Origin of the sequence: Neobacillus sp. SAB-20_R2A, assembly GCF_049568635.1 — a bacterium.
GTDB lineage: Bacteria > Bacillota > Bacilli > Bacillales > Cytobacillaceae > Neobacillus > Neobacillus citreus.
The window spans coordinates 1,852,017-1,865,168 of sequence record NZ_CP145895.1 but is presented as its reverse complement, the minus strand read 5'-3'; the positions used below and the strand labels follow the sequence as shown (position 1 = coordinate 1,865,168).

The window sequence follows — 13,152 nt, the reverse complement described above, 5'->3', positions numbered from 1 at the left end:
TATTATTTTCCAAAAATAAAACAGGCTTTATTCAGCCTGTTTTATTATAAATCACTTAAGCTAGATTTATGTACCTAACGAAAACGATAATTGATTTGTCAATGTATCCTTGATGGGTGAGAAGCTCTTACGATGATAAGGAGTGATTCCATACTGGTCAATCGCAAGCAGGTGTTCCTTCGTTCCATAGCCTGCGTTTTCTTGAAAACCATATTGCGGAAACCGCCCCGAAATTTCTTTCATAAGGGAATCTCTTGCTGTTTTAGCGACAATAGATGCTGCTGCAATTGAAATACTTTTGGCGTCCCCTTTAATGATCGATTCTGTCAGGTAAGGAGTGTCAAGTTTCATGGCATCAATGAGCACTACATCCGGGTTTGTTCCAAGACCTGCAATAGCCGATTTCATTGCTTTTTTAGTTGCCTGATAGATATTGATTTCGTCTATTTCTGGAGCATGAACCATGGCCACACTGAATGCAAGCGCCTCTCTCCTAATGATTTCATCAAATTCAAGCCGTTTTTTTTCGGACAGCTTTTTCGAATCATCAATCCCTGGCAGGAAAAAATCCGTCGGCAAAATGACCGCTGCGGACACAACCGGACCAGCCAGCGGCCCCCTGCCTACTTCGTCCACACCTGCGATATACTGAAAACCTTGACCGCGGTATTTACGCTCAAAGGCCGTCATTTCAAAAAATTTCTCAGCAAGGCCTTTTTCTTGAGCTCTCTGCTTCTTCCATCTCGCTAGGCAGGTTTGCACCCCTTTTCGCTCATCTCCTTCAAGACTGATTAGAAAAGGGTCGTTATCTGCTTTAACGTTATTCAGCTGTTCTTCAATTTCTGCAATCGACAAACGTTTCATTCTAATTCACCTTTTAGGTAGCGTTTAATAAAGCTCCCCCAATAGGAGAGCTTTTCGTTATTCTTCATTTTCAGTTTGAAAATCCTTGGGCCTTTCGAATGATAAAGGACCAAACTTCTCGGAACGGGTTTCTCTGATCACCAATTCGGCCACTTTATCGTAGTCTACCATTCCTCCGCCCATCAGGCAGCCGCGGAGCTTGCCGATGTGGTCGAACTTAAGTACAACGTCATCTGGAATGTCGGTAAACTTATAGCGCTCCCTCAAGCGTTCAGGATATTCTCGCTCTAAAAAATCCAGGGCGTAAACGGTCAAGTCCTGCAGATTTAAGAGCGTATCCTTAATGGCCCCAGTGATCGCCAATTTTTTTCCGACCTCTTGATCCTCAAACTTTGGCCATAATATTCCCGGAGTATCTAGCAGCTCCATTTCTTTGCCTACTTTTATCCACTGCTGGGATTTTGTCACACCCGGGGTATTGCCAGTTTTGGCGATATTTTTTTTCGCCAGGCGGTTAATGAGTGTGGATTTACCAGCATTGGGAATGCCGACAATCATGGCCCTGATGGCCCTCGGCTTTACCCCTTTTGCCCGCATGCGGTCAAATTTTTCTTTCAAAATTTCCTGGGCAGCATTGGCAATTTCCTTCATTCCTTCTCCTGCCTGGGAATTAATCGCCAGGGCCTTCACGCCTTTTTTGGCAAAAAAGGCAATCCATTCCTTGGTAACATTCTTATCGGCCATATCCGCTTTATTTAATAACACCAAACGAGGTTTATGTTGAATGATTTCATCAATCATCGGATTTCTTGATGAGTATGGAATTCTGGCATCTACTAATTCAAAAATGATATCAACTAATTTTAATTTTTCCGTGACCTCTCTGCGAGCCTTAGCCATGTGACCGGGAAACCATTGGATCGTCAAAGCAGTCACCTCCTTTTACTATACATTCTGCAAAAATATTATTTATTTCACAGAAACTATATGGGCATCGTTTAGCGGCCAGTAGACGATGCTTGTCTTGCCAATGACTTTACTCATTGGAACGGATCCGATATGACGGGAATCTTTGCTGAAGCGGCGGTTATCACCCATTACAAATAATTCCCCTTTTGGAACTGTTATTTGACCGACCGGTGTTTCTTCCAATGTGAATGAGTCTGTTAAAGGACCGTCCTCCACTTGTTTTTTATATTCATCCAAATATGGCTCTTTATACGCTTTGCCATTCACATATAAAGTGTCATTCTTATATTCGATTCTATCTCCAGGAAGACCGATGACCCGTTTTATGTAATCTTTATGCTCAGGTGCATGAAAAACAATGATGTCAAATCGATGCGGTTCACCTATTTTATAACTCAACTTATTAACAATCATGCGATCCTGATTTTTTAAAGTAGGCATCATTGATAAGCCGTCCACTACTATCGGCGCAAAGAGAAAATAGCGAATTACGGCTGCCAGGATGACAGCAATTAAAAGCGCTTTTGTCCATTCCCAAAATTCATTTTTCTTTTTTGCCATTCTTTTGTCCCCACCAATCCAGTAAAAATGTCTTATAAAGCCTATTTTACATAACTTAGAACTAATTAACACGAGGGGATTAATGTTTTTAATTAAATTTAATAATTTGTTAATAGATATTTTCACTAGGTATAAAAAAAGAGCTTGCAGAGCAAGCTCTCTTTTTCTTATTAGCGAATTTCTTTAATACGAGCTTTTTTACCGCGAAGTTCACGTAAGTAGTAAAGTTTAGCACGGCGAACTTTACCGCGACGGATTACTTCAAGCTTCGCAATTTTTGGTGTATGAACAGGGAAAGTACGCTCAACGCCTACTCCGTAAGAAATTTTACGAACTGTAAAAGTTTCGCTAATTCCACCACCACGACGCTTAATCACAACACCTTCAAATAACTGAATACGCTCGCGAGTACCCTCGACAACTTTAACGTGTACACGTACAGTGTCACCAGGACGGAACGCAGGAAGATCAGAACGAAGTTGTTCTTTTGTGATTTCTTCAATTAATTTATGCATCGTTTTCAACTCCTTCCAACAGACGCTCATGCAAACCAAGAATTTATCAATTGCAGCGGAACATCGTTATAAGACATTAAACTGATAGACTCAGCTCAAGTCACAAGAAATATCATAACATAATCTCAAAGCCCCTGCAATACTACTTGTATTCTTTTTTTACTTCCTCCAGCCACTTTTGTTGTTCTGGTGTTAGTTCTACTTTTTCAAATAGGTCAGGTCTTCTTAATAGAGTTCTTCTTAGGGTTTCTTTATTGCGCCATTCTTCAATTAACTTGTGATTGCCGGATAATAGTGTATCCGGCACCTTCATGCCGCGAAAATCAGCAGGCCTTGTATAGTGAGGGTGTTCAAGCAAACCTGTACTAAACGAATCCTTCATATGGGATTCTTGATTGCCAAGCACCTCGGGGAGCAGACGGACAACACTATCAATCACAACCATGGCACCAAGCTCACCGCCTGTTAAAACATAGTCGCCTATTGATATTTCATCGGTGACCAAATACTCCCTGATTCTTTCATCATAGCCTTCATAATGACCGCAAATAAATATCAAATGTTCCTCACCGGCCAATTCTTCCGCTTTCCTTTGGCTGTATCGCTCCCCTTGAGGGCAAAGCAAAATGATTCTTGGGCGGCTGCTGTTAGCCTGTTCTGTAAGCGAGGCAACCGCATCAAAAATCGGCTGCGGCTTTAAAACCATGCCAGCACCGCCTCCGTATGGATAGTCATCCACAGAGGAATGCTTGTTATCAGAGAATTCACGGAAGTTCACGACATTGTATTGGACAGCTGACTTTTCCGCTGCTTTGCTTAAAATCGAACTCCCAAGTACCCCGGTAAACATCTCAGGAAAAAGGGTAAGAATGTCGATTTGCATCATGACAATAGTCCTTCCATTGGTTCAATAAGGACAACCTTTTCCTTTACATCCACTTTCTTGACAACATCATGGATATACGGGATTAAAACTTCTTTTCCATCTTTTCCTTTGACCACCCAAACATCGTTCGCACCCGGAGTAAGGATTTCAGTAATCTTTCCAAGCTCTTCCCCATCGATTGTGGCCACGAGACAGCCGATAATTTCATGATAATAGAATTCATCTTCCTTGAGTTCACTTAGCTGTGACTCCGGAACCTTTAAAATTCCTTCACGAAACTTCTCCACCAGGTTAATATTTTCATACCCTTCAAACACAAGCAAATCAAAATTTTTATGGCTGCGGTGGCTTTTAACAGTTAATTCAAGCGGTGTGCTTGATCCCTTTTGAAATAAATATAATGTATTCCCCGGTTTATAGCGTTCTTCCGGAAAATCGGTTTTCGAAATGACGCGGACTTCTCCTTTTATACCATGGGTATTAACGATTTTACCAACATTGAACCATCTTTCCATATGTACTCACCTTCTAATTTCCTCAATGATACCATCTTTAATAAGAATCTCAGGCTGTAAATCTTGGTCAATCCAAAGGTCCCCTGCTTTAACCTCAATGAGAGCTTGGACTTCTTTTTCCTTTAATTCGCTGCCTATTGGTAGGATATGTAATTGTTCTATTTGAAAATCAAGTAATTTTATTTTTTCTCGTCTCATTTCAATTTCTTTTTCAAAGTGCTTTTTTAGTGTGCCCTGAGGGTAGCTTTTCGATTTTTCCAAGCGTTTTAATTCGAATTGAAGCTGGTCGCATTCTTTTTCAAACTGCCGTTTCCTTGCATGATACTTGTCAAAAAGCTGTTGTTTGCTTTTTTCGGTTAAGATTTGCTTCACCACAACGGATTGAATAATTTGCATGTTTATTGCCCCCTTAAAAATTTGAACAACTAACAAAAAAGGGAGGACTTTGATCCCTCCCTTTCTTTCTTGATGCAAAAAGCTATTCACCAATTTCCAAGAAAATCTTCTTTTGTTGTGATGATCCTGCTGCGTAGACAACAGTCCTAATGGCCTTTGCAACACGCCCCTGCTTGCCAATCACCTTACCGATGTCCGTTTTATTGACGGTTAAGTGATAGGTGATTCGAGTATCATCCTCAATGGTTTCAACCCGAACTTCCTCAGGAAAATCAACAAGGGGCTTAACAATCGTTTCGATCAATTCTTTCATCGCTTCTCCACGATTACTTGCTTAATTTTGCATTGTGGAATTTTTCCATAATGCCTTGTTTTGAGAACAAGTTACGTACTGTATCAGATGGCTTCGCGCCGTTTTGCAACCACTTAAGAGCTAGTTCTTCGTTGATTTGAACTAAAGCTGGCTCAGCAACTGGATTGTAAGTTCCAACTGTTTCGATGAAACGTCCATCACGTGGTGAACGAGAATCTGCTACTACAATACGATAGAAAGGAGTTTTCTTAGCTCCCATACGCTTTAAACGAATTTTTACTGCCATTTTAAATAAGCACCTCCGAATAGTTTCACACAAGATAGTATAATACCAATTGTTTTTTTATTTGTAAAGTGTTTTTTCTTTACAGTTATTATTTCCAAAAATTACAGAATTAAAACAGAATGCAAACATGAACTTAGACTGGTGTCCAGCTCCAGCGCCTAGGGGCTCGGGGTCATAAGCCAATCCGTCAAGAAGGCTAAAAAACAGCCTTCTCGCCGGCTCGTCTTATGCCTGTCGCCCCTGAACAAGGCGCTTCCGCATTTCGAATTAAAACGGCTTAAAAGGAAATTTAAATCCGCCTTTTTTCTTGGCTTTTTGCTGCATGCCAGACATTTGCTTCATCATTTTCTTCATGTCCTCAAACTGCTTTAACAGACGGTTTACCTCTGCAACGGTACGTCCGCTTCCTGCGGCAATCCGGCGTTTACGGCTTGAGTTCATGATTTCAGGGTGAAGCTTTTCTTGTTTCGTCATCGACCTGATAATGGCCTCAACATGGGCTATTTGCTTTTCATCGATTTGCAGATTGTTCAAACCTTTGATTTTATTAGCGCCAGGCATCATCTTTAACAGTTCGTCAAGCGGACCAAGTTTGCGGACCTGCCCTAACTGGTCGAGAAAATCATCAAGTGTAAACGACGCTGTCCGCATTTTCTGCTCAAGCTCTTTGGCTTTTTCTTCGTCGATATTGGCCTGTGCTTTTTCAATTAAGGTCAGCACATCACCCATGCCCAAAATCCGTGATGCCATTCGCTCCGGATGGAACGGTTCAAGGGCATCCATCTTTTCACCCATCCCAATAAATTTAATCGGTGTCTGAGTGACCGACCGGATTGACAGAGCAGCACCGCCCCTTGTATCACCGTCAAGCTTTGTCAGCACGACCCCAGTCAGGCCAAGCTGTTCATTAAAGCTTTGTGCCACGTTTACAGCATCTTGACCTGTCATCGCATCGACAACGAGAAAGATTTCATCCGGCTTGGTTAGTTCCTTAATGTCCTTTAGTTCGTTCATTAAGGTCTCATCAACATGGAGCCGGCCGGCGGTATCGATCAGAACATAATCATGATGCTCTTCTTTGGCTTTGGCGATGGCTTGTCTGGCAATTTCAACCGGACTTACCTGGTCACCAAGGGAGAAAACAGGCATACTTAATTGCTTGCCTAGTGTTTCAAGCTGTTTGATTGCGGCTGGGCGATAAATATCGGCTGCAACGAGCATCGGCTGTTTGTTATACTTCTTCCGCAGCAAATTAGCCAGCTTTCCTGAGGTCGTTGTTTTACCAGCCCCCTGCAGACCGACCATCATGATGACGGTTGGCGGGCGATTTGACACGGCAATTTTGCTTTGCTCGCCACCCATTAATTCCGTTAATTCTTCGTTAACGATTTTAATGATTTGCTGTCCGGGAGTTAAGCTCTTTAGTACCTCTTGTCCAACGGCGCGTTCGCTTACCTTTTTGACAAAATCTTTGACGACCTTGAAGTTAACGTCCGCCTCAAGCAGGGCGAGACGCACTTCACGCATCATTTCTTTTACATCCGCTTCAGTGACTTTCCCTTTGCCGCGGATTTTTTGGATTGTATTTTGCAGTCGGTCGGCTAATCCTTCAAACGCCATTTATCCCAACTCCTAATCTAAATTCTCCAGCTCAGCGATTGTGGCTTGCATCGCCTGCTTGCTTGGCTGCTCTTCATCGAGCAGTTCTTTCAGAAGCTTGACGAGCCGGTTGCGTTCCTGAAATTTTTCAAATAATAATAGCTTTTCTTCGTACTCCTCGAGCATTGCCTCTGTCCGTTTGATATTATCATAAACGGCCTGACGGCTGACTTCGTATTCTTCGGCGATTTCACCGAGTGAGTAGTCTTCCAAATAATAGAGAGACATATAGCTTTGCTGCTTTGGCGTTAACAGCGAATGATAGAAGTCGTACAGGTAGTTCATTCGTGTTGTCTTTTCAAGCATGCCGCATCCCCCTTTTGTAAAGCGAAAAGCCTTTACGAAGTAGTTTACATGTGCGGATCGTTAGTGTCAAGCAAAACATCTTTACATTATTCTATTCCGACTTTTCAATCTGCTCCGCAAATAGTCCATAGACGTATTTTTCGGCGTCGAATTCTTGCAGGTCGTCCATTTTTTCTCCCAGCCCTACGAATTTAACGGGGATTTTCAATTCGTTGCGGATCGCCAGGACGATTCCGCCTTTGGCGGTTCCGTCGAGTTTGGACAGGACAATTCCGCTTACATTGGTGGCTTCTTTAAAGGTTTTTGCCTGAATGAGTGCGTTTTGACCGGTTGTGGCATCAAGCACCAAGAGAACTTCGTGCGGCGCACCAGGGATCTCCCTTTCAATTACCCGCTTCACCTTTTCAAGCTCTTTCATCAGGTTTACCTTGTTTTGCAATCTGCCTGCTGTATCGCAGATGAGAATATCAGCGTTTCTTGATTTTGCGGCCTGGATGGCATCATACATGACAGCTGCCGGATCTGAGCCCTCAGCCTGCTTAACGGTTTCGACTCCCACCCGGTCTCCCCACACCTCAAGCTGATCAATCGCACCGGCACGGAAGGTGTCTCCAGCCGCTAATATTACTTTTTTGCCCTCGGACTTAAACTTATAGGCAAGCTTGCCGATAGTTGTTGTTTTACCGACACCATTTACTCCGACGAATAGTATTACCGTCAGTCCATCCTTCTGAATATTTAATTGAGATGACTGTTCTTCCCCTGAATTATAAATATCGACCAGCTTTTCAGAGATGACACTTTGGACTTCAACAGGGTCCTGAATATTTTGGCGCTTTACCTCCATTTTCAGCTCATCGATCAGCTCCATAACTGTATCAAAACCGACATCCGCCTGGATTAAGATTTCTTCGAGCTCTTCAAAGAATTCCTCGTCAACTTTTCGGTATCTTGCAATCAGGTCGTTGACCTTGCCGGAAAAGCTGTCCCTTGTTTTGGTGAGTCCTTCCTTAAATTTTTCTGTTACATTATCCGTCGACTTTGTAATCTTTTCTTTTAATTTTTTAAAAAAACTCATTTTCTCACTTCCTGATCTTATGATTCTACTAGTTCTTTGGTATCCTCCAAGCGGACGGATACAAGCTTTGATACGCCGGATTCCTGCATTGTCACCCCGTAAAGGACATCGGCACCCTCCATTGTCCCTTTTCGATGAGTGATAACAATAAACTGGGTTTCCTTACTAAAGCGTTTTAAATATTGACTGAAACGGTGGACATTGGCCTCATCTAAGGCGGCTTCAACCTCATCAAGGATACAGAATGGAACAGGCCGTACCTTTAAAATCGAAAATAACAGAGCAATTGCCGTTAAGGCTCGCTCTCCCCCAGACAAAAGCCCTAGATTTTGCAGTTTTTTACCAGGCGGCTGGGCAACGATTTCAACACCGGTATTCAAGAGATCTTCTGGCTCTGTTAAGATTAGGTCTGCGCGGCCGCCGCCAAATAACGCCCGAAAAACCGGTTCAAAATGTTCCCGGATTCCCTCGAAGGTTTGGCTGAACCGTTTCTTCATCTCTTCATCCATTTCTCCAATGACCTGGAATAGTGTATCCTTTGCTTCTTGAAGATCAGCCTTTTGTTCACTTAGAAATTCATAGCGTTCCGATACCCGCTCATATTCTTCAATCGCACCAAGATTAACATGGCCTAGCTCTTCGATGGCAAGCTTAATCAATTTCACCTTTTTGCGGGCTTCTTCGACCGGAACAGTTAGTGGGAATTGCTCTTTGGCTCCCTCAAAGGATAATAAATACTCCTCTCTAAGGTGCGTCAGCCTGTTTTCAAGCTCTACATCCAAACGGTTCATTTTTACTTCTTCGTCCTTGATGGCGATGGTTAATCCTTTATGAACTCGTTTTAATTCCTTTGTTTCAAGCTCCAAATTCTCCAGGTCGCCTTGCAGCTCTAGGCGTTCCTGTCTCCTGGCCGCAATCAGCTTAAGCGTATTTTCTTTGTCCTGCTGCTTTCGTTTGGCGGCTTCCTCTAGCTGCTCCTCACCGGTTGAACTGTTGGTCATTTCCGCTGTCAGGAAATTCAGGTCCTCGGTGAAAATAGTCAGCTTTTGTTCATTTTCAGCGATATCCCGCTTCATTTGCTCGAGCCGTTCTTTTGCATGTAAAAACTGTTCATTTTTTGAGGCAAATTCAATCTTAAGTTCATTTATCGCAGTGGTGAGCGATTCTTTGGATGTTAAATCCTTTGTCTTTTGATTTGTCAGGATCAGGATTTTCTGATCCAAGTCAGCAATGGTCTTTTTAAATGTTTCGAGTGAGTCGGACACCTTCGTTTTTCTTGCCAAAAGTTCTGAACGGTCTTTGGCTATTTGATTCTTTTCCAAATCATAAATGGCCAGTCGGTCATTAATATTCTTTTCTTCAAGCTCCGCTTCTCGTAAATCCCCTTTAATCGACTGCTCCGATAGTCTTAAATCCTCCCCGGATTTGCGGATTTCCTCAAGCGCAGCATCTGAGGTCTGTACTTCCTCTTTCAGGGATTTAACGGTCTTCTCTAAACCAGCCGTTTTATCTTCCATGATGACAAGTTTTTCTTTTAAACCCTCTAGCTCTGTTTTTCGTGATAATAAAGATGAACTTTTTTGTTTGACGGCACCACCTGTCATTGAACCGCCAGGATTTACGACGTCCCCGTCTAGGGTTACCAGGCGTACCCGATATTGCAGCATCTTTGCCAGTTCATTAGCCCCTTTTAGGTCCTTTGCTATGACTACATTACCAAGGAGATTATTCATAACCTCTGCATATTTCCCGTCAAACTGAACGAGACTGACCGCCGTTCCAATTAAAGATGGATGGTTTTGGATTAAATTCAATTGAGCCGCTGACAATGGTCTCCCTTTAATGACCGTTAATGGTAAAAAGGTAGCGCGGCCAAAAGAATTTTGTTTTAGGTATCCAATTGCCTTGCGGGCGTTTTCCTCAGTATCTACGACGATATGCTGTAGCGCCCCGCCGAAGGCTGTTTCAAGAGCTGTTTCATATTCCTTCGGAACAGTGACGAGTTCAGCAACGGCACCTTCAATGCCGGCAAGCTTTTTTCCACGCTCCTTAAGGATTTCCTTAACCCCTTGAAAAAAGCCTGCAAAATCCTCTTCCATTTCTTCCAGCATCTCTTTTTTTGATTTTGCCTGCTGAAGCAGCTGATATGCTTGGTATAATGTTTTTTCCTGTTTTTGATAATTGGCCCTGAGTGACTCCAGCTTTCGCTGCTGCTCGCGGAAGGTGACGACCTGTGCTTCCAGCTTAGCCTGAATGTCAACTAAAGAAGAATGAACCTGCTGCTTTTTAGTAAGGGCCGTCTCCCGTTCTAACAGGAATTTTTCATTTTCCGCATCAAGCCGCGTACTTTTATGATCCTGCTGCTCAAGCTGTTCGTTGATGTATTTCCACTCATTTTTAGCACCGGCCTGCTCATTTAACAGGTCAATATATTCACTCTTTAAGCTATCAATTTTCTCATCTAAATTTTCCGCAAACAAATGAAGCTTCTCTTGCTTTTCCTTCAGTTGGGCCTGCAAGTCCTTAACCTGTTTCTCCAATGTGTTGAAAGTCTGAATTTGCAAGTCCCGGGCACCTGACAGCTCGGCGATACGATTCGTTAAATCATTAATATTTTGCTTGAGCTGATCTTTATTTTGCGATGCGTTTTTCTTCCGTTCTTTCAGAACCTCTTTACGCCCTTCAAGCTTTTCAAGCTCTTCACTGGCATGAAGGAGGACATTCTGAAGGTCGGTTATCGACTCATCCAACGCAGCAATTTGATCCCTTATTTCAACAATCTTTGCTTCTTTTAGCTGCAAATTCGAAGAAATCCCAAGTTCTTCGTGTTGATGCTCATCAAGCTGTTTCGAAAGGCTTTCCCACTTTTGATGGAGGTCTTCAATTTCATACACCGTCAACGAAACCTCGAATTTTTCAAGCTCTTCCTTTTTCTCCAAATAGTCTTTTGCCATGGATGCCTGAATTTTTAATGGTTCTACCTGGCTTTCCAGTTCAAATAAAATGTCATGAACCCGATTGAGGTTCTCCTGGGTTTCTGAAAGCTTCAATTCTGCCTTTTTTTTGCGGTTTTTATATTTTAATACCCCGGCCGCTTCCTCAAAAATAGTCCTTCGGTCTTCAGCCTTGCTGTTTAAAATTTCTTCTACCTTTCCTTGGCTTATGATTGAGAAGGCTTCCCTGCCAAGCCCAGAATCCATGAATAAATCAATAATATCCTTTAGCCTGCAGTGCTGTTTATTAATATAAAAATCGCTATCCCCTGAGCGAGTAACCCTTCTCGTGACACTTACTTCGTTATAATCAATCGAGAGTCCCTGATCCTGATTATCTAATGTCAAGGTTACTTCGGCAAAATTGACCGCTTTTCGCGTATCGCTGCCGGCAAAGATGATGTCCTCCATTTTGCTGCCTCTTAGTGATTTGGCCGATTGCTCCCCTAACACCCAGCGGATGGCATCGGTAATATTACTTTTGCCGCTCCCATTTGGACCAACCACTGCGGTAATGCCAGGGACAAACTCCACGCCAACTCGCTCCGCAAAGGATTTAAAGCCAATAATGTCCAACCGTTTTAAAAACATTCATTAATCCTCCTAAAATGCCCGGGGATTTCTCCTCAAAAACTTCTTTTGTTAATTCTGGGCTGACTCATTTTTCAACATTTGTAGTGCCATTTGAGCGGCATGCTGTTCTGCTTCCTTTTTCGACCTTCCTGTACCTACGCCAAGCTCAGCGCCGTTTAAGGTCACTTTAGAGACAAACTCCTTATTATGGGCAGGGCCTTTTTCTTGAAGGACACAATATTCTATCATGCCTGATCCATCTCTTTGGATTAGCTCCTGCAATTGGCTTTTAAAATCCATCACATGAGAAAAAGCACCAGCATCAATTTTAGGAAAAACGACCTTTTCAAGAAACTGAATAACCACTTCGATTCCTTTATCCAAATAGAGAGCGCCGATGAACGCTTCAAACACATCGGCCAAAAGAGCAGGGCGCTCCCTGCCGCCGGTCATTTCTTCACCCTTGCCAAGCAAGATTAGTTTGCCAAAATGAAGTTCATTCGCAAATGCTACCAGGGATGGTTCACATACTATTGCAGCTCTAAGCTTGGTCAATTCTCCTTCGGTCATAGTCGGATATTTTTTAAAAAGGAATTGGGAGATCGTCAGTTCCAGCACAGCGTCTCCTAAAAATTCGAGCCTCTCATTATCTTCAAAAGGTTTTCTGCGATGCTCATTCACATATGATGAATGGGTGAAAGCCTGTTTTAGTAATTTTTCGTTTTCAAATATGACACCGATTGAATTTTGCAGTTCCTTAAATTGTTTTTCGTTTGCGCGATTGTTTATTTCTTTTTCCTTCCAGTTCTTGCGCATTAAATTCTCCACCTTGTTTCCAATTTGCATAGCCTAAGTTTAAGTAATTTACGTTTAAAACGCAAAGAAACTTGGCAAATGTTGTGCCAAGTTCTATATTACAGAATAAAGCTCCGTTTGAAAACGGAGCTTTAGGAATTATTCCAAGAAGATTACTTTTGGCCTTCTATGTAGGTCACAGCATCACCAACAGTGCTGATTTTTTCGGCATCTTCGTCGGAAATTTCCATATCGAATTCATCTTCTAATTCCATCACTAGTTCTACAACGTCAAGGGAATCTGCGCCAAGGTCGTCTTTGAAAGACGCTTCAAGTTTAACTTGAGATTCGTCTACTCCTAAACGGTCAACGATGATCTTTGTTACACGCTCTAATACTTCTGCCATCACTTTCACCTCCCCTCAAGTATTATAGTGATTTTC

At 42.5% G+C, this 13,152-nt stretch carries 15 protein-coding genes; all 15 read right to left on the bottom strand.

Features of this window, described 5'->3' with window-relative positions:
• Window positions 1–66: 66 nt before the first annotated feature.
• Window positions 67–864: a ribonuclease HII gene (locus V5M37_RS09330; RefSeq protein WP_423801688.1), complete on the bottom strand. Its 798-nt coding sequence runs from the start codon at window positions 862–864 to the stop codon at window positions 67–69.
• Between the two features lie 57 nt (window positions 865–921).
• Window positions 922–1,791, bottom strand: coding sequence for a ribosome biogenesis GTPase YlqF (ylqF, locus tag V5M37_RS09325; RefSeq protein ID WP_423801687.1), 870 nt, complete (start codon window positions 1,789–1,791; stop codon window positions 922–924).
• Window positions 1,792–1,833: 42 nt separating this feature from the next.
• Window positions 1,834–2,394: a signal peptidase I gene (lepB, locus tag V5M37_RS09320; protein WP_213116347.1), complete on the bottom strand. Its 561-nt coding sequence runs from the start codon at window positions 2,392–2,394 to the stop codon at window positions 1,834–1,836.
• A gap of 170 nt (window positions 2,395–2,564) precedes the next feature.
• The gene (rplS, locus tag V5M37_RS09315) at window positions 2,565–2,909 is read right to left on the bottom strand and encodes a 50S ribosomal protein L19 (protein ID WP_213116348.1); all 345 of its coding nucleotides are present in this window, start codon (window positions 2,907–2,909) and stop codon (window positions 2,565–2,567) included.
• Window positions 2,910–3,051: 142 nt separating this feature from the next.
• Entirely contained in the window at window positions 3,052–3,795 is a 744-nt protein-coding gene (trmD, locus tag V5M37_RS09310; RefSeq protein ID WP_423801686.1) for a tRNA (guanosine(37)-N1)-methyltransferase TrmD, read from the bottom strand.
• Window positions 3,792–4,310 (bottom strand): ribosome maturation factor RimM, encoded by a 519-nt coding sequence (rimM, locus tag V5M37_RS09305; protein WP_423801685.1) that lies wholly within the window; start codon window positions 4,308–4,310, stop codon window positions 3,792–3,794. The genes trmD and rimM overlap by 4 nt, the downstream gene beginning before the upstream one ends.
• A 6-nt stretch (window positions 4,311–4,316) precedes the next feature.
• A complete protein-coding gene (locus V5M37_RS09300) occupies window positions 4,317–4,706 on the bottom strand; it encodes a YlqD family protein (RefSeq protein WP_213140785.1) in 390 nt (129 codons plus the stop codon).
• A gap of 82 nt (window positions 4,707–4,788) precedes the next feature.
• On the bottom strand, window positions 4,789–5,019 hold the full coding sequence (locus V5M37_RS09295) for a KH domain-containing protein (protein ID WP_213116351.1): 231 nt from the start codon (window positions 5,017–5,019) through the stop codon (window positions 4,789–4,791).
• A gap of 13 nt (window positions 5,020–5,032) precedes the next feature.
• Entirely contained in the window at window positions 5,033–5,305 is a 273-nt protein-coding gene (rpsP, locus tag V5M37_RS09290) for a 30S ribosomal protein S16 (protein WP_213116352.1), read from the bottom strand.
• Between the two features lie 267 nt (window positions 5,306–5,572).
• A complete protein-coding gene (gene ffh / locus V5M37_RS09285; RefSeq protein WP_213140787.1) occupies window positions 5,573–6,925 on the bottom strand; it encodes a signal recognition particle protein in 1,353 nt (450 codons plus the stop codon).
• A gap of 12 nt (window positions 6,926–6,937) precedes the next feature.
• Window positions 6,938–7,270 carry a putative DNA-binding protein gene (locus tag V5M37_RS09280; RefSeq protein ID WP_423801684.1) on the bottom strand — a complete coding sequence of 111 codons (333 nt, stop codon included), beginning with the start codon at window positions 7,268–7,270 and terminating at the stop codon, window positions 6,938–6,940.
• 91 nt (window positions 7,271–7,361) lie between these two features.
• Window positions 7,362–8,348, bottom strand: coding sequence for a signal recognition particle-docking protein FtsY (gene ftsY, locus V5M37_RS09275; protein WP_423801683.1), 987 nt, complete (start codon window positions 8,346–8,348; stop codon window positions 7,362–7,364).
• 17 nt (window positions 8,349–8,365) lie between these two features.
• Window positions 8,366–11,932 (bottom strand): chromosome segregation protein SMC, encoded by a 3,567-nt coding sequence (gene smc, locus V5M37_RS09270; protein WP_423801682.1) that lies wholly within the window; start codon window positions 11,930–11,932, stop codon window positions 8,366–8,368.
• Window positions 11,933–11,983: 51 nt separating this feature from the next.
• Window positions 11,984–12,730 carry a ribonuclease III gene (gene rnc, locus V5M37_RS09265; RefSeq protein WP_213140791.1) on the bottom strand — a complete coding sequence of 249 codons (747 nt, stop codon included), beginning with the start codon at window positions 12,728–12,730 and terminating at the stop codon, window positions 11,984–11,986.
• A 152-nt stretch (window positions 12,731–12,882) separates the two neighbouring features.
• Window positions 12,883–13,116, bottom strand: coding sequence for an acyl carrier protein (gene acpP / locus V5M37_RS09260; RefSeq protein WP_423801681.1), 234 nt, complete (start codon window positions 13,114–13,116; stop codon window positions 12,883–12,885).
• Window positions 13,117–13,152: the final 36 nt, after the last annotated feature.

Coding starts and splice junctions, on each gene's coding strand:
- trmD (WP_423801686.1), bottom strand. CDS start 3,795: ATGATGCAAATCGACATTCTTACCCTTTTTCCTGAGATGTTTACCGGG.
- acpP (WP_423801681.1), bottom strand. CDS start 13,116: ATGGCAGAAGTATTAGAGCGTGTAACAAAGATCATCGTTGACCGTTTA.
- V5M37_RS09300 (WP_213140785.1), bottom strand. CDS start 4,706: ATGCAAATTATTCAATCCGTTGTGGTGAAGCAAATCTTAACCGAAAAA.
- rnc (WP_213140791.1), bottom strand. CDS start 12,730: ATGCGCAAGAACTGGAAGGAAAAAGAAATAAACAATCGCGCAAACGAA.
- V5M37_RS09330 (WP_423801688.1), bottom strand. CDS start 864: ATGAAACGTTTGTCGATTGCAGAAATTGAAGAACAGCTGAATAACGTT.
- smc (WP_423801682.1), bottom strand. CDS start 11,932: ATGTTTTTAAAACGGTTGGACATTATTGGCTTTAAATCCTTTGCGGAG.
- V5M37_RS09295 (WP_213116351.1), bottom strand. CDS start 5,019: ATGAAAGAATTGATCGAAACGATTGTTAAGCCCCTTGTTGATTTTCCT.
- rplS (WP_213116348.1), bottom strand. CDS start 2,909: ATGCATAAATTAATTGAAGAAATCACAAAAGAACAACTTCGTTCTGAT.
- lepB (WP_213116347.1), bottom strand. CDS start 2,394: ATGGCAAAAAAGAAAAATGAATTTTGGGAATGGACAAAAGCGCTTTTA.
- ffh (WP_213140787.1), bottom strand. CDS start 6,925: ATGGCGTTTGAAGGATTAGCCGACCGACTGCAAAATACAATCCAAAAA.
- rimM (WP_423801685.1), bottom strand. CDS start 4,310: ATGGAAAGATGGTTCAATGTTGGTAAAATCGTTAATACCCATGGTATA.
- ftsY (WP_423801683.1), bottom strand. CDS start 8,348: ATGAGTTTTTTTAAAAAATTAAAAGAAAAGATTACAAAGTCGACGGAT.
- V5M37_RS09280 (WP_423801684.1), bottom strand. CDS start 7,270: ATGCTTGAAAAGACAACACGAATGAACTACCTGTACGACTTCTATCAT.
- rpsP (WP_213116352.1), bottom strand. CDS start 5,305: ATGGCAGTAAAAATTCGTTTAAAGCGTATGGGAGCTAAGAAAACTCCT.